Below are 20,419 nucleotides of genomic sequence, written 5' to 3' on the forward strand. Positions count from 1 at the left end.
ATCAATAGTTTTCTTTCAAGTAATTTTACTTGACAGCGAAAAAGTTGATTAATATGATAACGGTACTGGCATATTTGTGGTAAGATGAATTATCGTGAAGACTAGGATGCAAGGAGGCTGTACTTGATGGCCGTAAAAATTAAAACACAACATGGCTTAATTGATATTGATAACGACGTCATCGCAACAGTTGTTGGTGGCGCTGCTACTGATTCTTATGGTGTCGTGGGAATGGCAAGTAAGAATCAAATTCGCGACAATGTGAACGATATTTTAAAACGTGATAATTACGCAAAGGGCGTCGTTGTTCGTCAAGAGGACAACGGGGTGGCCGTTGACGTAAACATCATCGTGAGCTATGGCACCAAAATTTCCGAGGTGTCACGCACTGTCCAATCAAAAGTAAAATATAATTTAGAAACGATGCTTGGGATCACCGCTAACGCTGTAAACGTTACTGTTCAAGGTGTCCAAGTACTGAGTGAGTAGAAGCGGAGGATAAAGTTGTTGCAAACGAAGAAAATAACGAATCATGAATTCATCAAGATGATTGAGGCGGCTTCGGCCTTTCTTGATCAGAATGCGGAATTCATCAATTCATTAAATGTGTTCCCAGTACCCGATGGTGATACCGGGACCAACATGAGTTTGTCGTTGGATAGCGGCTTAAAGTACGTGAATGAGTCAACCAGTACTGAAGTTGGCGATTTGGCCCAATCTTTAGCAAAGGGATTATTAATGGGCGCCCGTGGTAACTCGGGTGTTATTTTGTCGCAGATTTTTAGAGGCTTTTCAAAGGACGTTGCTGGCAAAGCTGAGCTGAGTGCGACTGACCTCGCTGATGCGTTTGCTGCCGGAGCCCAAACGGCCTATAAAGCCGTTATGAAGCCAACTGAAGGTACCATTCTAACGGTGATCCGTGAAGCTGCCAAAGCAGCGCGCAAGACCGCTGCTAGAGATGATGATATCGTCGCGGTGTTGGACGCAACTTACGAAGCGGCTGACGCTGCACTGCAAACTACACCGGATTTATTACCCGTTTTAAAGCAGGTTGGCGTGGTCGATTCCGGTGGCCAAGGGTTAACGTTTGTTCTACAAGCATTTGACGATGTTTTAAATGGTCGTGAGATTACGGCTAAGGCTGCTCATCAACCTAATTCATCTGAAATGGATGAAATGATCGACGCCGAACACCATCGAAGTGTGCAGGGTAAGTTGAATCCCGATGACATTGTGTACGGTTATTGTACCGAAATCATGGTCCGAATCGGCAAGGGTAAGCAGGTTGATCGTGAGTTTGATTACGATACTTTCTACCAATATTTAGCTGATTTGGGCGATTCACTCTTAGTTGTCAATGACGACGAAATTGTGAAAGTTCACGTGCATACTGAACATCCGGGTAAAGTCATGGCGTGGGGACAAGAATTCGGTGATTTAGCTAAAGTTAAAGTGGACAATATGCGGCTTCAACAAGAAACCATCATTGAACACGATGATGAAACCGCTCAAGCTGATACGGCAACAGAGCCCGTTGAAGCACCAGAAACTGCAATTATTACCATCGCCGCTGGCAAAGGGATGCAATCTCTGTTTGAGAGCCTAGGTGCGACGACCGTGATTGCTGGGGGACAAACTATGAACCCTAGTACGCAAGATATCGTGGATGCCATTCAGGCAAGTCACGCTAAACAGGCCATTGTTTTGCCTAACAACGGCAACATTTTCTTAGCCGCCGAACAGGCAGTTAAGGTCGTTGATATTCCGACTGTGATCGTCCACAGTCGTTCAATTTCACAAGGTATGACGGCCATGCTGGGCTTTGAACCGGATCATTCCTTAACTGAGAATCAAAGTGCTATGGAGGATAACTTGAGTACCGTAAAGGGCGGCGAAGTCACACATGCTGTCCGTGACACCCAAGTCGACGGCTTTGATATCAAAGAAGGTAACTTCATGGGTATCATTGATGGCAAAATCGCTGTTGTAACTGACGATACTGAAGAAGCTGCCATCCAGATGGTCAACAAAATGCTGACTGACGATAGTGAGATCGTCACGATTATTTACGGTGAGGATACTACGAAGGCCGTTGCTGAACGTGTTCAAGCGGCTGTTGAGGAACTGGATGACGAACTCGAAGTGGAAGTCCACGAGGGTGATCAGCCAGTATATCCGTTCATCATCAGTGTCGAATAATTTTTATTTAAGATAAGCGCACAAACAAAGTGGCGGTTCAAGTGAACCGGCACTTTGTTTATCCGTAGGGTGAAAGGGGGCAGTTTTGTGGCACTAACAGATTCAGTTACGGTTTTACCGGGTGTTGGTCCAAAACGTGAAAGCGCACTGGCCGATTTAGGCATCACAACGATTGAATCATTACTGACCCACTTTCCGTTTCGATATCAAGATTTACGGGTAAAGGCGCTCAATGAGATTGCTGACCAAGAACAGGTCACGCTCAAGGGGATTGTGGCAGCACCACCGACACTTGCGCGATTTGGTCGCAAGAAAAGCCGGTTGAATTTCCGATTGTTGATTGATCAAGACGTTATTCCCGTAACTTTTTTTAACCAGCCATGGCTGAAAGATAGTATTGAGGTAGAAGCACCAGTCATGATATATGGTCGCTTTGACGCTGCTCGTAAGCAACTCAATGGCATCAAAATCTTGGGTAACGGTAAAGCTGATCCAATGGCATCCGTTTATCCATCAAACGCCGGTATCCGTCAAAAAACTATTCAACAATTGGTAACGGCCGCTTGGGAACAATATCATGACCAAATTCAGAATCTTATCCCAGCCCCCATCATGCGGCATTATCGGCTACTTGATCGTGCGCAAATGATTCACGATATGCACTTTCCAAAGACACTTAATGCTGCACAAGCTGCAAGAAGAACAGCCAAGTTTGAAGAATTTTTTCGCTTTCAAATGCAGTTACAGCTACTCAAAAGACATGATCAAACGCAAGCGGGGACAGCCATCAACTTCGATAATTCGAAATTACAGGCGTTTATCCAAACGTTACCGTATGAGTTGACCGACGCTCAAAAGCGGGTCGTCAACGAAATTTGTGCAGATATGAAACGGCCACATCGGATGAATCGTTTGTTACAGGGTGATGTTGGGAGTGGTAAGACGGTTGTAGCAGCCATTTGTATGTACGCAGCCATTACAGCCGGCTTTCAAGCAGCTTTGATGGCGCCCACTGAAATATTAGCGGAACAACATGCCAATAACTTGCAGGCACTGTTTCAAGACTTACCAGTCAACATTGTTTTGTTAACAGGTTCCACCAAAACAGCAGCCAGAAAACAACTCCTACCACGACTGGCTGACGGTGAAGTTAATTTGATTGTTGGCACCCATGCGTTGATTCAAGATGGGGTTGATTATCATAAACTTGGCCTTGTGATTGTCGATGAACAACACCGCTTTGGTGTTGCTCAAAGACAAGCGCTGCGGCAGAAGGGGGATCAACCCGATGTCCTCGCAATGACGGCCACACCAATTCCACGAACCCTCGCCATCACCAGTTACGGCGAAATGGATATTTCCATCATCGACGAGCTACCCGCAGGTCGAAAACCGATTGCGACCAGATGGATTAAAAACGCTCAGATTGATTCCGCTGTGCAATTCGTTTTAAGCGAACTTGCGGCTGGACATCAAGCCTACGTTGTAACACCTTTGATTGAAGAATCAGAGGCGGTTGATATGAAAAACGCTCAGGCCATCTACGAGCGCTTTTCTGCCTACTTCGCACCACATTATCAGGTCGGGCTCTTACACGGCCGCATGAAAAACGACGAGAAAGACAACGTAATGTCGGCTTTCAAGGACAACCAATACCAGGTGCTAGTGGCCACCACCGTGATTGAAGTTGGGGTCGATGTCAAAAACGCGACAGTAATGATGATTTATGATGCTGACCACTTTGGCTTAGCCCAGTTACATCAACTCCGGGGCCGGGTCGGTCGATCAGATCAGCAATCCTACTGTCTTTTGATTGCTGACCCTAAGAATAAAAACGGTGTGGATCGTATGCGCGTCATGACCGAAACTAATGATGGATTTGTGGTCTCCCAAAAAGACCTTGAGTTACGTGGGGCTGGCGACGTTTTTGGGAAAAAGCAATCAGGCTTACCCGAATTCAAAGTTGGCGATCCAATCGCTGACATTACAATGTTAAGCGTGGCGCAAGATGAGGCCAAAAAATTAACCGAAACACCGCACTGGCAACAAGATCCGGATAACGCGTCACTTGTGGCGTATTTAAAACAGGCAGAATCAAACGCCTATATGTTTGACTGATTCAGACAACAGGAAGGATGAATAACTTGAAAATTGCAGTAGACGCAATGGGCGGCGATTACGCCCCAAAAGAAATCGTAGCCGGCATTGAACTTGCCCGTGACCGCTACCCCGAAATCGAATTTGATCTTTACGGTCAAATTGATCAGGTAAAACCATTTTTAAACGAAACGACTCGGATCAATCTTGTACAAGCTGATGAAGTGATTGCCATGGAAGACGAACCCGTTCGTGCAATTCGGCGAAAGAAACAATCTAGTATTGTTTTGGCCGCTCAAGCCGTCCGGGACGGTGAAGCGGACGCATTCTTCTCTGCTGGTAACACCGGCGCAATTTTAGCGGCTGGCTTATTAATTATTGGCCGAATCAAGGGCATTGATCGTCCTGGTTTAACCACGACTTTACCAGTCATTAATAACGATCACCAGGATCAATTCTTAATGATGGATGTCGGCGCCAATGCTGATACCAAGCCGTTTAATCTGTATCAATACGCTATCTTAGGGAAGTACTACGCGCAAACAGTGATGGGTGTTAAGAATCCACGAATTGGGCTGCTCAACAACGGGACTGAAGCTGACAAAGGGGACTTAACCCACAAAGCCGTGCATGAAGCCCTCGCTCAAGCAACTGACCTGAACTTTATTGGTAACGTTGAGTCACGTGAACTACTAAACGGCGTCGCTGACGTGGTGGTGACTGATGGCTTTACAGGTAATGCCGTGTTGAAAAACACTGAAGGCACCGCATTATCCATGTTGAAACTTATCAAGAACACGATTATGGCCGGTGGTATCAGTAGTAAACTTGGTGCGGCGCTATTAAAACCAACGTTTAAAGAAATTCAGACCAAAATGGACTATTCAAAGTACGGCGGTGCGGTATTATTGGGTGTGAAGGCCCCGGTCATTAAGACCCATGGTTCAACCAAAGCGATTACGGTGGCAAACACCATTGGTCAAATCAAAGCGATGCTTGAAAATCAGATTGTCGATGACGTGGTTACCTACTTCAGCGATCACAGTGATGATATGGCAGCCGCCAAAGAAGCGATGCAAAAGTAATCAACTGGAACCTGATTTCTGCTATTGCTTTAAACCAGCAGTATGCGCTACACTAACAATGAACTAAATTGAGTGAGGTAAACTATGTCAAAAGAAGAAGTTTTCAACCAAATTGCAGACATTATCGCCGATCGTTTTCAGGTTAATCGGGATACAATCACCCGCGACCTGAACTTTAAGACTGACCTTGATGCTGATTCAATCGATTTCGTAGAGTTTGTTTTAGAGCTTGAAGATACCTTCAGTGCTGAGATTTCAGACGAAGCAGCTGAAAACCTAAACACTGTTGGTGAAGCTGTTGACTACATTGTTGCTAACGGTAAATAACTAAACGTCAACAATTAATTGGCATGAAAAGGGTTGCGGTGAAACGGTTTGTTTTGTCACAACCCTTTTGCCTGTATAAAAAGGAGCGCTAGGTGTTTTGATTAAAGGATTAGACGACTTATTAAAGTCGCAATTTAACATTGTTATTTCAGATAAGAGTTTACTTGATGAGGCGTTCACGCAAGCGTCGTACGTCAACGAACACCCCCATCAAAATCTAAAGTTTTATGAGCGGATCGAATTTTTAGGCGATGCCGTCATGCAACTGGTTGTTTCAGAGTATATTTATCGCAGATATCCCAAATTACCCCAAGGCCGTTTAACACGCTTGCGAGCAGCCATGGTCAACGAAGATAGTTTTGCGAGCTTTGCACGAGAATGTCACTTTGATCAGTACATCCGACTAGGAAAGGGTGAAGAAAAAGCCCATGCTCGTGAACGAGATTCGCTGCTTTGTGATATCTTTGAGTCATTTATTGGTGCGTTGTACCTTGATCAAGGTGTGGAACCCGTGAGAGCCTTTGCCGCTCAAGTTATTTTTCCAAAACTTGATGAGGGTCGGTTTGATGAATTTTTCGACCACAAAACCGAGTTGCAAGAAGTGGCCCAACAACACGGTCCAGTTGCCATCGATTACGAACTACTTTCTGAAGATGGTCCGGAAAATGACCGAGCGTTTAAGGTGGCCGTCAAAATCGACGGTGAAACCCTTGGCGTTGGCGTCGGTCATTCCAAGAAAAATGCCGAGCAATCGGCGGCGCGACAAGCATTAGTCAAGTTAAACCAAGACCATGCTTAATTTCGAACGAATGGGGAATCAAAATGAAACTAAAATCGCTAGAGATTAGTGGTTTCAAGTCGTTTGCGGACGATACCAAAATCGAATTTGAAGATGGTGTTACTGGCATCGTCGGACCTAACGGGAGTGGCAAAAGCAACGTTAGTGAAGCAATTCGGTGGGTGCTGGGGGAGCAATCTGCCAAAAATTTGCGTGGTAGTCGCATGCCGGATGTTATTTTTGCTGGCTCTTCAGACCGCAAACCATTGAACCGGGCATTAGTCACGATGATTTTAGATAACTCAGATCATTATTTAAAATCTGATTATACTGAAATCAACGTCACTCGCAAATTATTTCGTAATGGTGAAAGTGTCTATCAGTTAAACGGTCAGGACTGTCGCCTAAAAGACATTTTGAATTTATTTATGGATTCTGGGATTGGCGATAACGCCTTTTCGATGATCTCTCAAGGGCGAGTTGAGGCCATTTTTAACAGTAAACCTGAAGATCGCCGCTTCATCGTAGAAGAGTTGATTGGTGTTTCTAAGTATCGCTTAGGCAAAGAAAAGGCGCAACGTGAATTAGACCAAACAGCTGGCTATCTGGATCGCGTTAACGATCTCATGACTGAGTTGGGTGGTCAAATTGAGCCATTAGCACAGCAAAGTGCCTTGGCACAAGAATACGTCACCCAAAAAAAACAGTTCGATGAACTCGACCAAACTCGGTTGGTACTTGAAATCGACAGTGTCCAACACAAACTTAAGCAAGAACAGTTGGCTTTAAAAACCAAACAACAACGCGTCGCTGAAACAAGGCAGCAATTAACCAAGCAGGCGCAGGCGTTGTCTGAGGCCAGACAAAAGGCAACTACCTTAACTGATCAAAAAGACGCCACCAACGCCGAACTACTCCAGATCACCTCTGCAAAACAGCAAACAGTCGGGGCCCAAGCTGTCGATTCTGAACGTCAAAAACATCAGTTAGAAACGCTGACTGAACTGAAGCAACGGCTAACCACCACGCTTGACTCGATTAAACAAATCACCAAAACGGCTGACCAATCAACAACCCAATTGAGCGATTTAAATCAGCAACTCAAAACTGCTCAAAAACAAGCCAATCAGCTTAAACAACAGTTAGCCGACCTGGATGAATCGAAGCTAGCCGCAGAACAAGATCGACTGCAGGCAGAATACATTGATCAACTTCAACAGTTAACCTCTTTGCATAACCAAAAACAATATCTGGAAAAGAATCAACAACGTGTTACGTCTGAAAGCGAACAGGCTGATCAACGGCTTCACGATTTGAAACAGCAGCTGAAAACCCAACAAACTAAACTGCGCGAAGCTGAGGAAACCTTGTCAGCAATTCAAACGAAGTACGATACGCAACAGCAAGATTACCAGACCCGGCAGACAGCGCACCAAACTCGTCAACAACAGTTAGACCAACTTAATCAACAATGGTTGTCAGCCCTCGAAGTGAGTCAACAAGCAAAGGCCCGACTCAAGAGCTTATCTGAATTAGCACAAAACTACACCGGCTTTTACCAAGGCACTCGTGCCGTTTTAAAAGCTAAAACTAAACTGAGTGGTATTATCGATCCGGTGGCAACTTTGCTACAGGTACCAGACAACTATACGAAAGCAGTCGAAGCCGCAATTGGTGGCGCACAGCAATATGTGGTCGTTGAAGATGAAGCAGCCGGAAAAGCAGCTATTCGCTATCTGACTCAAAACCGATTGGGTCGAACGACGTTTTTGCCACTCACAACGATCCGAGTGAATCGCGCCAACGCGGCAACCCTTGCTGATTGTCAGCAGCAAGCTGGTTTCCTAGGTCTCGGTGCTGATCTCGTGCAGGTAAGTCAAGCCCGAATGCGACCGCTGTTAGATCACCTTTTAGGGACTGTTTTGTTTGCCGATCAACTTGACCACGCTGTTGAGATTGCCAAACGAATTCACCACCGTTATCGCGTCATTACACTTGCGGGTGAAGTGATTGCCACCAGTGGTGCCATGAGTGGTGGCCGTGACCAACGTGAACGACGTGGCATGTTGTCACAACAACAAGAGCTCAAAAAATTACAACAATCGGTCGGGGTCATGACTGAACAATTATCAGCTAAACAAACCCAACTGACCACCTTAAAACAGCAGCAAGCTGCTGATGACCTTGACCAAGAACATCAGCAGTTACTGGCGTTAACTGAGCAACATCAACAGGCGACTAACGAGGTGACCTTTAATCAGGAGCGCGTGGCCGCCCTTGAAAAGCAAATCAAAATTCATCAGACTCAGTGGGCACTTGACCACGATGATGAAGATTTTGACACCGCGCTGGCAACTAACATCGCAGATACGTCAACTGCCAACGCTCAGCTAGAAGCACTGAAGTCCCAAATGAATACTTTAAAAAAACAACAGGCCCAGCGTTCTGAATCCACCCAACAAATCAGTGGTCAATATCAGGATCAACGCGCTAAAGTGGCCACCATGCACGTTGAAGTCAAACAACTAGAAAAAGAACTTCATGAGCAACAGACTCAAGTTGAATCGCTTTCACAACAACGAGATCAACTGACTACACGCATTGCAACCATCACTGAACAACAATCTGAGATTGGCCAATCAACGCAAACCCATGAGCAGAATTTGGCCGAGTTAAGTGCGAAAGAAAAACAATTAACTGAGCAACTCGCACAACTTAATCAAGATTTGGATCAAGCGAGTGCTCAGCAAGCGGAATTAGAACGCTCAAATTCACTTGCCCAGCAAACGCTTGCTGATGAACAGCGTGAAACTCAGCAACTGGAGCTAACTGCTGCCAAACTAAGTACCCAGCTCGAACATGCACACACGACACTATCTGAAAACTACCATGTGGGTCTCGACTACGCACGTGCTCACCAGGTCGATTTGCCGTTAACTAAGATCCAACAAAAGCTGAAGTTACTCAAACGTGGGTTAGATGATTTAGGAAAAGTCAACGTTGCCTCAATTGAGGAATATGATCGGGTTAAAACGCGGTATGATTTTTTAAGTCAACAACGTGACGATCTAAGTGCTTCGAAAACCAATTTGTTAGATACGATGAATGAGATGGATCAGCAGGTGATTACTCGTTTTGAGGGCACGTTTAAGCGCCTTAACCAGCATTTTCAAAGTACATTTGTAAAAATGTTTGGCGGTGGTCAAGCAAAATTAGTACTGACCGATCCAGAACACTTATTGACGACCGGCATCGAAATCATGGCCGAACCACCTGGCAAACGGCTTCAAAGCATGCGATTACTTTCAGGTGGTGAACGAGCACTTACCGCAATTACGCTCTTATTTGCGGTGTTACAAGTTCAACCGGCGCCATTTTGCGTGCTTGATGAAGCTGAAGCTGCCTTGGATCCAGCCAATACTGGTCGATTTGCAAGCTATCTCAATCATTTTGAAGACGACACCCAGTTTATTGTGATTACCCATCGTAAAGAAACGATGGTGCAAGCTGATCGCCTTTACGGCATTACGATGCAAGAATCTGGGGTTTCAAAACTGGTTTCAGTTGATTTAAACAAAGTGCCTGCCCAAAGTTAAACTAAAAAAGGATGTGATTTCGTGGGATTATTTGATTTTTTTAAAAAACGATCAAAAGCGGAACAACAACCGCAAGAACCAACCTCAACAACCGTCGAGTCCGAAGCTGACGTCCTCGTTTCATCGGAACAAACATCGGCCAGTGACACGGATTCAATCACCACGTCAACCTCGATGTCGACGTCATCACAATCGCAAGAATCTAGTGATACCGTTACCGAACCGACTTCGACGACAGAAAAGATGACAGTTGTAGCGTCTACTTCGTCTTCTCTGTCACAGTCAACGTCTTTGGTTGAATCGGCGCAATCATTAACTAACGCATCTGTTGCAACTGATGAAACAGATCAAACTCGTTCAACAACTGAAGCACAAGTGTCTGCTCCAGAATCTGAATCACTGGACCATAGCCTCGATGAAGACAGTTCTACAAGTACAGCCAATCATGATGCAACCGTAAATTCTGAATCGGCAACGTCAGCGACGCAGACCGACGAGGCACGTTACGATAAGGGCCTTGAAAAATCACGTCACACGTTCGGTGAACGCTTGAATCATTTACTGGCCAACTTCCGGTCTGTGGATGAAGACTTTTTCGACGAATTAGAAGAAACCCTGATTGGTGCTGATGTCGGTTACGATATGGCGATGCAAATCAGTGATCAATTACGTGAAGAAGTCAAATTGCAAAACGTTAAAAAGTCAAAAGATGTCAAAAACGTTGTTGTGCAAAAATTAATTGAACTTTATGATGCTGCCGGTGCCGATGAGCACACGGGCTTAAAAATGGCAGAACAGGGGCCGACCGTCATTTTATTCGTCGGTGTCAATGGGGTCGGTAAGACCACGACCATCGGCAAAATGGCTAATCGATTCAAGCAGGAAGGCCAAAAAGTGTTATTGGCAGCTGCGGATACTTTCCGGGCTGGTGCCATTCAACAACTGAATGTCTGGGCTGAACGAGACGGTGTCGACATCGTCAAAAAGCCTGAACAAAGTGACCCTTCTGCGGTCGTTTTTGATGCCTTAAAGAAGGCTAAGGCTGAGAACTACGACATTTTATTTGTCGACACAGCTGGCCGGCTACAAAACAAGGCCAACCTCATGAACGAATTGGCCAAAATGAAACGGGTGATTACCCGCGAGGTACCAGATGCACCACACGAAGTACTACTTGTGTTGGATGCTACTACCGGTCAAAATGCTTTAAATCAAGCCAAATTATTTAAGGATACCACCGATGTTTCTGGCATCGTCCTGACGAAACTGGATGGTACTGCGCGTGGTGGGATCGTCTTAGCGATTCGTAACGAATTACATCTACCCGTTAAGTACGTTGGGTTAGGTGAACAAGTGGATGATTTGCGACCATTTGTACCAAGTGAATTTATTTACGGTCTCTTTAAGGGACTCATTGACGTTGATTAACCGATTTTTGCATGACTAAACTGCTCGCGACGGCGGGCAGTTTTTTGCTGGTTACGAAATTTGGCATTCAATTGACGTGTAACACCGTTTCGTCACTTTTAATCTAGGTGAAGTTATTTCGTCTGCAATCGATAATGAATTTAACAATTTTTAACCCCAACCCTAGTTGTTAGCGTCAGATTTGTTATAATGATTAGGCTAGGTCTTTGAAAAACAGGAGGAATGTTGCTTGGAAATTGAAAAAAATTATCGGGTGAACTCACTATTTGCCTTTTATCAACCGTTACTCACTAAAAAGCAAAATGACTACATGCAACTGTACTACGGTGACGATTATTCACTTGGTGAGATCGCCGAAAATTTTGAAGTCAGTCGCCAAGCTGTCTATGATAATATCCGCCGAACCGAAAACATTTTAGAGACCTACGAACAAAAATTACATCTGTTACAAGAATTCACCGATCGGAACCAATTGGCCGATCAGATTCAACAGTACGTAGCAGATAACTATCCAAAAGATCAAAAACTCAACCAACTGGTCAGCCAACTTGAATCAGTCGAAGAAGAATGAAAGCTAGGTGCATATTACAATGGCATTTGAAGGATTAACAGAGCGTTTACAAAACGCCATGAAAAAACTACGCGGTAAGGGGAAAGTTTCCGAAGCTGATTTACGTGACACGATGCGCGAAATTCGCCTAGCGTTACTTGAAGCCGATGTTAACTTTACCGTCGTCAAAGATTTTGTTAAAACCGTTCGGGATCGCGCCGTTGGTGCAAAGGTGTTAGAGGGTTTGAATCCCGCTCAACAAATCGTTAAGATTGTTGATGAAGAATTAACTAAGATGATGGGTGAAACCGCGACACCACTCAACAAATCACCCAAAATTCCAACCATTATTATGATGGTCGGTCTTCAAGGTGCTGGTAAAACGACCACTGCTGGTAAGTTAGCCAACCATCTGAAAACCGAAGAGAACGCTCGACCATTAATGATTGCAGCTGACGTCTACCGACCAGCCGCCATTGATCAATTAGTAACGGTTGGTCAGCAAATCGACGTCCCTGTTTTTGAAATGGGGACTGATACGGATCCCGTTGAAATTGTGCGTCAAGGGTTGGCACAAGCCCAAGCCAACCACAACGATTACGTCTTTATTGATACTGCTGGTCGTCTTCAAATTGATGAACAGTTGATGGACGAACTTGCCCGTATCAAGGCACTGGCTAACCCAACCGAAATCATGTTGGTTGTCGATGCTATGACTGGTCAAAACGCGGTGGCCACAGCCGAAGGGTTTAACGATAAACTTGATGTCACTGGCGTTATCTTAACCAAGCTAGATGGTGATACCCGTGGTGGGGCCGCTTTATCAATTCGTGCAGTCACTGGCAAACCAATTAAGTTTGTTGGTGAAGGCGAGAAGATGTCTGATTTAGACGTTTTCCATCCGGACCGAATGGCTTCTCGAATTCTCGGTATGGGCGACATGCTTTCCTTGATTGAGAAGACTCAAAAGGACTATGATGAAAAACAAGCGCAGGAACTGGCCGATAAAATGCGCGAAAATTCATTTGATTTCAACGATTTCTTAGATCAAATGGAACAAATTCAAAAAATGGGGCCAATGGATCAATTAATGAAGATGATTCCTGGCATGGCGAATAATCCCGCAATGGCCAATGCATCTATGGATCCAAAGGATATGGCCCACATCAAAGCCGTTATCTATTCCATGACGGAACAGGAACGAACGGATCCAGACGTCTTAAATCCTTCAAGACGCCGACGGATTGCGTTAGGTTCTGGTCGTCCTTTCCAAGAAGTTAACCGGATGATCAAGCAGTTTAACCAGATGAAAAAGATGATGAATCAAGTATCCAAGGGAAACTTCTCTGGCATGGAAGGCCTGATGAATAACGCTGGCATGGGTGGTGCCCTTGGTGGTAAGATGGGCCAAATGGCAATGAAATCCATGTCACGTCGGATTAAAAAGAACAAAAAGCGCCGCAACAATTTAAAACGACGCCGTAAATAAATTAGTTGATGGAGTCGGGGGCTGAATACCCTGACTCTTTTTTGAAAGGCAGGCAACACGATGCTCTCATTTCAAAACTTGTTAACAGCCATTCCAGTGGTCATTGCAGCGGGTAACGTACCAGCAATCGTTGGTGAGGCCGGTATTGGCAAATCAGCGTTAGTTAGCCAAGTTGCTAACCAGATGGACGCCAAATTATTCACAACGGTCGTCAGCTTATCAGAGAAAGGTGACTTGGCGATTCCAGTGCCACCAATGTCGTCAGCGTCATTTATTAAAACCTCTAAATTTGGCGAATTGGCTGATATTAAGTACGGTTATACGCACACCTTAATTGAGATTATTCAGTGGGCGGAATCACACCCCAATCAAGCGATTATTTGGTTTCTAGACGAATTTAATCGTGGGACACAAGCGGTTCAAAGTGAACTCATGAACCTCGTTTTACAACGCCAAATCAATAGCCTGAGATTACCCAGCCAGGTGCACCTCGTACTTGCAGAAAATCCGGATGTTACCATGGCTGGTTTTGAACAAAGTGATTACGGGGTCACGATTGGGGACGCCGCAATTAACGATCGGACGGTTCGATTGGTCATGAAGGTCGACGCAACGGATTGGTTAAATTGGGCGGCAACTGACGGTCATATCATGCCAAGTGTTCAGCGGTTCATTGCCGAAAATCCCAGTCAGCTGTCTCCAAATGACCACGATTCAGATTTGTACCCAACGCCACGCGCTTGGGCCAGAGTGTCCGCTAATTTAAACCAGTTAGCAAAATTACCGCAGGCTCAACAACAAGCACTGCGGTTGGATTTACTGCAAGGTGACCTGGGCGTTACCGTGGCTTTAAGTTTTGAGCAATTCTTAAGACAACATCAACTGGGATTATCTGCCAGTGATATCTTTGGCCAGAAGCAATTAACACCCGAAACCCGCCAACTTTTTAAAGCTGCGTCGATTGATCAACAACAAACCATTATGGCTGAAATCATTCAGCAAGCTGACCGCTACCCGCTGACTGATCCAGCAAACGCAACTTGCTTTAACCAATTATTAGCTTTGATGCCATCAGATGCACAATACGCAGTGGCGCTCAAGTTGGCGGAAGCCCCAAAATTATTGGAACAACTCTATGAAACTGCCCAACAACTTGATGCAGTAAAACAGCTGTACGAGACGCTAACCCAGATTGGGTTGCAAAACCGGCCCTGACTGGAGGCACCCAAAATGACAACTTTAACGCAGATGCTGATTGAACTAAAACAGACTTCAAACTCAACATCAGCAGCTACCACTATGCAACGGTTGTTTCAGTCGCTCGCACAGCGATTATTAACGAGTCAACGCTTTTATGGGGAGCTTTTTCTACGACTGCCAAAGCAACTCGACGTCACACAAGCTGCTGCAATTGCCATCGACACCAAGCCCCAACTCTGCTTGAATATCAATCCACAGCAATTGGCAGTAAGCATTCAAACCGATGACCAATTATTGGCCTTAGTGACGCACGTGATCGGTCACTTAGCCTGGCAGCACCCAGCCCGCTACGAATCAAAGGGAAATCAGCGCTTAGTTCAAGTGGCAACAGATATCGTCGTTAATGCCGAATTACCTCAGCTATTCCCAGAGGCCATCACTCGGCAGCGCGTTAATTTTAACTTAGGTTTACACTTACCGGCAGGTTTGAGCTCGACTGAATACCTAAGCCGATTGGCAGTGGCTTTAAAAACTGATAAAAATGGCGAAACCAAAGCTAAACTACAACGCTTAATCTCATCATCACCTGAAAGTCACGGCGGTTGGCACGGCTTAACTGACACAGCACGAAATGAACTTTCGACCGCTTTAGCCAGTGCATGGCACCAAACGCCACGTGGCCAACGGGGGACCGTGCCAGTGCAACTGCAACGTCTATTGAATGAACAACCAACTCAGCTTTCTTTTGATTGGCGCCAGCTTGTGATGCTTGGTTTGAACGGACCCCTTAAACGCACACAACCGGCCTTTAACCGATTCAATCGACGGCAACCTTACCGACTGGAGCTACCTGGTCAAACGCACGTTACAACACGACAACTATACGTTTTTGTGGATGAGTCTGGCTCAATGACGGATACGGAAGTCGCACAGCTCCTTAATCAACTCCAACAACTCCTCAAACGCTATCAAGAATCAATCATCGTGATACCATTTGATGCCACCGTGCACACCGACCAGCGTCAACGTATACACACCGGCGCACAGCTAAACCTCAACCGCGCGGCAGGTGGTGGCACCGCGTACCAGCCGATTTTTGATTGGCTGGCTGAACAGAGGCTGCAAGACCAACAAGCGGTTGTTTTAATTTTAACGGACGGCCACGGTGAATCGAATCGCATTAATAACCATGGCTTTACTAACGTCATCTGGGGTCTCATTACTTCGCCAGCAGAACTTTCGGTCACCCAGCCAATCGGTAAAGTGACAACGGTTTACCTATGAAATAGGAGTGAGTGCCTATGTTAACACCGAGTCAACTAAGAGCTTTAATTCAACAAACTCAAACCTTTCAACGGGCGAATGCGCTAGACAATGACGACTGGTCATCCATCGATCGTGCCACACAATTTGGCCGCCAACTGATTCAAATCGAAGATCTTCAATTTATGATTGCGTTAGCGTCAAAGATGACCACCACGCCAAAGCTAGTACCCACTGAATATAGCAGTGTGATTCAGTTTATTAATTTACACGGGAACGATTTATCAGCAGGGAGTAAACAATGGCTATTGCGCCTTTTCACTGATTAAATCGGCCTAGCATAACTAGCCGCCATCAGGCAGTTGAAGTGGCCAAAATCACGCTAGTTGAGTGCGAGAGGCACCCATTTATAATTACTTTTAGGGTGTAAAGAAAAAAACCTTTACAACCCCTTTAATAACTGGTATATTATTTATCGTTGAAAGAATTACAGGAGGTGTCATACATGTCAGTAAAGATTCGTTTAAAGCGAATGGGTTCAAAGAAGCGTCCATTCTACCGTATCGTTGTTGCGGACTCACGCAGTCCTCGTGACGGTCGTTTTATCGAAAAAGTTGGGACTTACAACCCACTTGTTGAACCAGCCGAAGTTAAGCTTGAAGAAGAGAGCATCTTAAACTGGTTGAACAACGGTGCCCAACCATCAGATACTGTTCGGAACTTGCTTTCAAACGCAGGTATCATGAAGAAGTATCACGAAGCTAAGTTTTCAAAAAAGTAGTGATCAGTCATGACCGACTTTAAAAAATTAATTACCACGATTGTGACACCATTAGTCGAACATCCTGAGGCCATTGAGATTGAACGCGTTGAAACTGATCGGTTTTACGAGTATCACTTAACGGTTGCGGGTGACGATGTTGGTCGTGTGATTGGCAAACGGGGGCATGTTGCTTCTGCCATTCGGACAATCGTTTATAGCGTACGAGTTAATGACTCTAAGCGTGTTCGACTTGTCATCAATGACGAGTCAAAAGCTCCCAGGTGAGATAACTTCTCGGGAGCTTTTTTTATGAGCAAAATTCGCATTGACACGAAAGGCGGCAACGATATGTACTATAAAGTTGGTACCATTGTAAACACCCACGGCATTCGCGGTGAACTGCGCGTTGTGGCAACCACCGATTTTCCGCAAGAGCGGTTTAAAAAGGGCAGTCAACTTGCTGTGTTTAAAACTGAGGCCGACCAAACGCCAATTGAGACCATTAAAATTGCTAGTGCTCGCCAACACAAGGGTTTTATTTTAATAACCCTAGATGGCTACTCAGACATTAACGAGGTTCTGAAATTTAAAGGGCTAGTCCTGAAGGTCGATGAGTCAAACCTATCCGATAACGATCTCGACGATGGTCAGTACTATTACCACCAAATCATTGGCTTAAACGTCGTGACTGAAGATGGCGAACAGATTGGTGAGATCAAAGAAATCATGGCGCCTGGTGCTAACGATATTTGGGTGGTAAAACGACCTCACCAAGATGATTTACTGTTACCAGTGATTGACCAAGTCGTCAAACAAGTCGATTTAGAAAATAACCAAGTGATCGTGACCTTAATGGAAGGACTAGATTAATGCGAATTGATGTCTTAAGTCTGTTTCCCAGTATGTTCGGTCCCATGCACGATTCAATCGTCGGTAAGGCGCTTGAACGAGATGAGCTTGAACTTGAAGTAACCGATTTTCGTCAGTATTCGACTGATAAGCACGGTAACGTTGATGATTATCCGTTCGGTGGTGGGGCCGGTATGCTCCTACAGGCTCAGCCCATTTTTGATGCAATGGCTGCAACCCAAGCTAAGGCAACTGCATCGGGACACGAAAAGGGCCGGGTTATTTTAATGGATCCAGCAGGGGTGCCGTTTACCCAACGAGTCGCTGAAGATTTCGCCAAAGAGGATCATCTTACTTTCATTTGTGGGCATTACGAAGGTTATGATGAACGGATTCGCAGCTTGGTGACGGATGAAGTTTCAATGGGTGATTATATCCTGACCGGTGGCGAATTACCCGCAATGGTGATGATTGATGCCATTTCACGTTTATTGCCAGGCGTATTGGGCAACCAAGAATCGGCGCCTGGTGACTCATTTTCAACTGGCTTGCTGGAATATCCACAGTACACGCGACCAGCTGATTTTCGGGGAATGAAAGTGCCCGATGTATTGATTAGCGGCAATCATCAAAAAATCGATGACTGGCGAGAAATGCAGTCGTTGAAACGGACCCTCTTACGGCGTCCCGACTTACTAGACCAGTTAACACTAACCGGTGATCAAAAACGACTGCTGAGAGACATTCAGATTGAACTTGATGAGTCGGATAATCAGTAGTCACTCGTTAATCGATTAAAAAATAACTTTACTCAGCCAACATAATATGATATTGTATTAACTGGCTGTTTAAGCCAAACTAACAATATTCCGCTGTCGAGTTCGAGAATGAATGTTGATTGAAGGAGAGAATCATATGCGTCAGAATGACTTAATTGCAAAGATCAACCAAGATCAATTACGTACCGATATTCCTAACTTCCGTGCCGGTGACACCATCCGTGTTCACGCCAAGGTTGTTGAAGGTACTCGTGAACGTATCCAATTGTTTGAAGGTGTCGTTATCAAGCGTCGCGGTACTGGCATCCAAGCAATGTACACTGTTCGTAAGATTACTAACGGTGTTGGTGTTGAACGGACTTTCCCAGTTCACTCACCACGTGTTGCTAAAGTAGAAGTTATTCGCTTCGGTCGTGTCCGTCGTGCTAAGCTTTACTACTTACGTGCATTGCATGGTAAGGCAGCTCGTATTCCAGAAGCTCGTCGTCCTCGTAAGTAGGCCTCAGTTCTGGTTACTAAAAACGCTCAAGCTGGCCATTGGCTAACTTGAGCGTTTTTATGTGTCATCACAAATCGATGCAAATTATAGATTCAAATCTTGATGGTAACTTAACGGTGAGAAGGCCGTTGCCTTAGTAATGAGTTTGGCCGTCAAGTCGCGATAACGATCCAGGGCAGTTTGTGCAAGCTGATTACTCTGTTGATCAAGTAGAGTCGTCAGCTCAATACCAGATAAGTGTTGCGCCAAGCGATCGGTTTTGATGACGGCTGCACCAAATTGCTGCGTTAGTTCTTTTTGAACGGTCTTAAGGTCATCACCAAATTCAGCGTAGTGTCCATCAACCATCACGCCAGCTTGTTTGAAAGCCCAGTAGGCACTATCAGTTGAATAGGTCTGTTCACCGCGCTGATAGTCCGCAGGCGTCGTTTGGATACCAGCGTAAAATGGGACGTAGACACTCTGAGCTGCAACACCCATCGCTAACCAGTGAATCCCTGATAACTCAGGTTGATTATACTGACGCAACTGTAAAACATGAGATTCTTGCGTGGTGGCGAGACTCACCGGCCGGAATCGTTTCTTATCAGCCTCATCACCAGTACCAATTGGGTCATACGGGGTTTCTTGAAAATGAGAACTCAAAAACCGTTGGGCATCTTCTACGGCAAGTAGCTTTTCAGCACGTCTAGTGAAGGGCATCTGATGATCGTTAGTAACCTGATTCGTGCTTGGGTTAAACATTTTTTGACCGTACCAAACCCGTGGTAAATTATAATAAGCGTCCATTTGGTTATTGGTGCCAAAAATCTCACGGAAATTAAACCCAGTTCGGTTAGGATTCAATGCGTTATCGGTAACAAATTGCTGAATTTGTGGATGCCACATAAAGTGATCTGGGTCATCAAAGTCAATCTCTTGAATCGCCATCTGGTTGGCAATCACTGCATATTGGTCGTCTGGAATTCGTTGCGCAACCCAATAGTGACCAGAACCGGTCTCAAGGTACCAGGCCTCGTTCTTGTCAGCAAATAAAATGCCGTTGGATTCGGAAGTGCCGTAGTGCGCAACAATGTTACCCAAGCGTTGCACACCTTCTCGGGCAGTTTTGATATAGGGCAAAGTCACCGTAATCATGGCTTCCTCGCCGATGCCGTCTTTAACGAGCGGATCAGCGGCAAGTACACGATTATTGGCATAGGTACTCTCAGTGGCGCTCATCGCCACACCGTAACGATTGATGCCATCCTCTTCAAATAACCCAAATTTATCGGTCCATTCAGGTGTTGCCGTGTATTTGGCAGCGTTGGTCGGCAACGGCATTTTAAAACCGTTATCCTTTGATTCAAAAGTAGCATCAGGCGTCACAGCATCCGGGTGAACCACAAAGTGCTTGGGCCAAGCAGGGCGAGAGTCCTCATTGCGGCCGATCATGACAGAGCCGTCAACTGAAGCATCCTTGCCAATTAAGATACTTGTGCAGGCTGAATACGGGTTTGTTAACATTTAAATCCCTC

The 20,419-nt window shown here is 45.3% G+C and carries 19 protein-coding genes; 18 read left to right on the forward strand and 1 reads right to left on the reverse strand.

All coding sequences use genetic code 11. The annotated features are described in order from the left end of the window. Positions 1-126: 126 nt before the first annotated feature. The 18 genes from FD04_RS06575 (at position 127) to rplS (ending at position 18,902) form a co-directional block, all read left to right on the forward strand. A complete protein-coding gene (locus FD04_RS06575; protein ID WP_054700053.1) occupies positions 127-489 on the forward strand; it encodes an Asp23/Gls24 family envelope stress response protein in 363 nt (120 codons plus the stop codon). Between the two features lie 18 nt (positions 490-507). Then, a complete protein-coding gene (locus FD04_RS06580; RefSeq protein WP_056948212.1) occupies positions 508-2,199 on the forward strand; it encodes a DAK2 domain-containing protein in 1,692 nt (563 codons plus the stop codon). An 87-nt stretch (positions 2,200-2,286) separates the two neighbouring features. Continuing rightward, a complete protein-coding gene (gene recG, locus FD04_RS06585) occupies positions 2,287-4,317 on the forward strand; it encodes an ATP-dependent DNA helicase RecG (protein WP_056947822.1) in 2,031 nt (676 codons plus the stop codon). 26 nt (positions 4,318-4,343) lie between these two features. After that, positions 4,344-5,381 (forward strand): phosphate acyltransferase PlsX, encoded by a 1,038-nt coding sequence (gene plsX / locus FD04_RS06590; RefSeq protein ID WP_054700055.1) that lies wholly within the window; start codon positions 4,344-4,346, stop codon positions 5,379-5,381. 84 nt (positions 5,382-5,465) lie between these two features. Beyond that, a complete protein-coding gene (gene acpP, locus FD04_RS06595; protein ID WP_054700057.1) occupies positions 5,466-5,708 on the forward strand; it encodes an acyl carrier protein in 243 nt (80 codons plus the stop codon). A 97-nt stretch (positions 5,709-5,805) separates the two neighbouring features. Continuing rightward, positions 5,806-6,507, forward strand: coding sequence for a ribonuclease III (gene rnc, locus FD04_RS06600; protein ID WP_054700059.1), 702 nt, complete (start codon positions 5,806-5,808; stop codon positions 6,505-6,507). A gap of 23 nt (positions 6,508-6,530) precedes the next feature. Then, on the forward strand, positions 6,531-10,082 hold the full coding sequence (gene smc, locus FD04_RS06605) for a chromosome segregation protein SMC (protein WP_056947823.1): 3,552 nt from the start codon (positions 6,531-6,533) through the stop codon (positions 10,080-10,082). A 21-nt stretch (positions 10,083-10,103) separates the two neighbouring features. Beyond that, positions 10,104-11,510: a signal recognition particle-docking protein FtsY gene (gene ftsY / locus FD04_RS06610; protein WP_056947824.1), complete on the forward strand. Its 1,407-nt coding sequence runs from the start codon at positions 10,104-10,106 to the stop codon at positions 11,508-11,510. Between the two features lie 229 nt (positions 11,511-11,739). Continuing rightward, positions 11,740-12,081 (forward strand): putative DNA-binding protein, encoded by a 342-nt coding sequence (locus FD04_RS06615; protein WP_054700066.1) that lies wholly within the window; start codon positions 11,740-11,742, stop codon positions 12,079-12,081. Between the two features lie 19 nt (positions 12,082-12,100). Continuing rightward, positions 12,101-13,549 carry a signal recognition particle protein gene (gene ffh / locus FD04_RS06620; RefSeq protein WP_056947825.1) on the forward strand — a complete coding sequence of 483 codons (1,449 nt, stop codon included), beginning with the start codon at positions 12,101-12,103 and terminating at the stop codon, positions 13,547-13,549. Between the two features lie 60 nt (positions 13,550-13,609). Beyond that, positions 13,610-14,764, forward strand: a complete 1,155-nt coding sequence (locus FD04_RS06625) for an ATP-binding protein (protein WP_054700068.1) — start codon at positions 13,610-13,612, stop codon at positions 14,762-14,764. A gap of 15 nt (positions 14,765-14,779) precedes the next feature. After that, complete coding sequence (locus FD04_RS06630) at positions 14,780-16,033, forward strand: vWA domain-containing protein (RefSeq protein ID WP_056947826.1); 1,254 nt, start codon at positions 14,780-14,782, stop codon at positions 16,031-16,033. Positions 16,034-16,050: 17 nt separating this feature from the next. After that, positions 16,051-16,341 (forward strand): hypothetical protein, encoded by a 291-nt coding sequence (locus FD04_RS06635; protein ID WP_054700073.1) that lies wholly within the window; start codon positions 16,051-16,053, stop codon positions 16,339-16,341. A 176-nt stretch (positions 16,342-16,517) separates the two neighbouring features. Continuing rightward, complete coding sequence (gene rpsP / locus FD04_RS06640) at positions 16,518-16,793, forward strand: 30S ribosomal protein S16 (RefSeq protein WP_056947827.1); 276 nt, start codon at positions 16,518-16,520, stop codon at positions 16,791-16,793. Between the two features lie 9 nt (positions 16,794-16,802). Continuing rightward, positions 16,803-17,060: a KH domain-containing protein gene (locus FD04_RS06645; protein ID WP_056947828.1), complete on the forward strand. Its 258-nt coding sequence runs from the start codon at positions 16,803-16,805 to the stop codon at positions 17,058-17,060. A gap of 63 nt (positions 17,061-17,123) precedes the next feature. Further along, complete coding sequence (rimM, locus tag FD04_RS06650; protein WP_056948214.1) at positions 17,124-17,645, forward strand: ribosome maturation factor RimM; 522 nt, start codon at positions 17,124-17,126, stop codon at positions 17,643-17,645. After that, on the forward strand, positions 17,645-18,403 hold the full coding sequence (gene trmD / locus FD04_RS06655; protein WP_054700078.1) for a tRNA (guanosine(37)-N1)-methyltransferase TrmD: 759 nt from the start codon (positions 17,645-17,647) through the stop codon (positions 18,401-18,403). The genes rimM and trmD overlap by 1 nt, the downstream gene beginning before the upstream one ends. Positions 18,404-18,539: 136 nt before the next feature. Further along, positions 18,540-18,902 (forward strand): 50S ribosomal protein L19, encoded by a 363-nt coding sequence (gene rplS / locus FD04_RS06660; protein WP_054700080.1) that lies wholly within the window; start codon positions 18,540-18,542, stop codon positions 18,900-18,902. Positions 18,903-18,986: 84 nt separating this feature from the next. Here rplS and FD04_RS06665 read toward each other — a convergent pair whose 3' ends face one another. After that, a complete protein-coding gene (locus tag FD04_RS06665; protein ID WP_056947830.1) occupies positions 18,987-20,408 on the reverse strand; it encodes a C69 family dipeptidase in 1,422 nt (473 codons plus the stop codon). Between the last annotated feature and the right edge of the window lie 11 nt (positions 20,409-20,419).

It is taken from the genome of Secundilactobacillus odoratitofui DSM 19909 = JCM 15043 (assembly GCF_001434895.1).
In the GTDB taxonomy this organism is placed as follows: Bacteria; Bacillota; Bacilli; order Lactobacillales; family Lactobacillaceae; genus Secundilactobacillus; species Secundilactobacillus odoratitofui.